Origin of the sequence: Streptomyces alkaliphilus (assembly GCF_014141535.1) — a bacterium.
GTDB lineage: Bacteria > Actinomycetota > Actinomycetes > Streptomycetales > Streptomycetaceae > Streptomyces > Streptomyces alkaliphilus.
Genome location: NZ_VKHT01001147.1, coordinates 1 through 1451 on the forward strand (window position 1 = coordinate 1; position 1451 = coordinate 1451).

Genomic DNA, 1451 nt, shown 5'->3' on the forward strand with positions numbered 1-1451 from the left:
CGTCCCCGACGCCCCCGACGCGGTCGAACTCCTCGAGCGGAACGAGGAGCGCGCCCACCTGACACGCCTCCTCTCGCGCGGTCGCTCCGCGCGTCTGACCGGCCCCGCCGGTTCGGGCCGCACCGCGCTGCTCGAGGCGGTGGCCCGGGACTGCGCAGGCCTGGCCCCCGACGGCGTGGTCCGGCTCACCGGTCGCGGTCGATCCTCCGCCGACCTGCGCCACGAGCTGTACGCAGCCGTCCACGCCGCGCCGCACCACCGCCCCGGCGCCACCGAACTGCGCGCGGCCCTGCGGGAGATCGGTGCCGTCGTCGTCGTGGACGACCTGGAGTTCGGCGGCTCCGCCCTGGACGACCTGCTCGCCTCCACCCCCGAGTGCGCCTTCCTGTTCACCACCGACGCCGATGTGCCTCCCGCCGGTGACGGCTCCCGGGTGGAGGAGATCCACCTCGCCGGGCTCGCCCCCGCCGCCGCCGTGGACCTGGTCGAACGCACCGCCGGACGCTCCCTGACCGGAGCCGAGCGCGAGGGTGCGGCACGACACCGGGCCGCCTCGGACGGCCTGCCGCTGCGCCTGGTGCGGTACGGCTCCCTGCTGCGCGAGCGCGGGTCCGACCCGGTGGGGGCGACGGAGGGCGCGGAACCGACCGGCGACACCGACTCCCCGGCCGCCGTCGACGCGGCCGTCGACGCGGTGACCGACCCGGCCGTCGAACTGGCGGCTCTGCTCCCCGAGGGCGCCCGGGAAATCCTCAGCCTGGGCCTGGCCCTCGGCGGCCCGCTGCCCGGCCTCGCCCAGATCCCCGCCCTCACCGGGGACCACGACGCCTCCGCCCACCTCGACCTCCTCGTCCGCAGCGGCCTGGTCTCCGGCACCGGGGACCACCACCGGCTCTCCCCGGGCGTCCTCGGGGCCCTGGCGGACAGCGACCTCGCCGCCGGCGCCCGCGCCCGCGTCGACATCGCCCTGGGCCACTACCAGTGGTGGCTGGAGGAGGTCCGGGCCGACCCCGCCCGGGCCGGCGCCGAACTCGACACCCTGCTCGCCCTCATCCGCGCCGGTCAGCGCGCCGGCCTGCACGAGGCCGTCGCCGAAATCACCCGCGTCGCCGCCCCGCGGGCGGCCGTCTCCCTGCGCTGGAGCCTGTGGGAGCGGATGCTGCGCAGCGGCCAGGAGAGCGCGCGCGAGGCCGGCCAGGTCAGCCGACAGGCGTACTTCCACCACGAGTTGGGCGTCCTGGCGATCTGCAACGGGCAGCTGGACCGGGCCCGCGCCGAACTGGAGGCGTCGATCGCCCTGCGGGCGGTCCTGGCCGACTCCAGCGGTGCGCACGCCGGCCGCCGGGCCCTCGCCCTGGTCGACGACCTCGGGATGCCCTCCGCCCCGCCGCTGCGACTGGAGAAGCCGAAAACGGGAGGCGCCGGCGCGCCCGCCGGGGCCCCGACGCCGC

General features: G+C 77.7%; 1 pseudogene. It reads left to right on the top strand.

What is annotated here, in order from left to right:
- Positions 1–1451 (top strand): annotated as a pseudogene (locus tag FNQ90_RS23010) (ATP-binding protein); the annotation flags it as partial.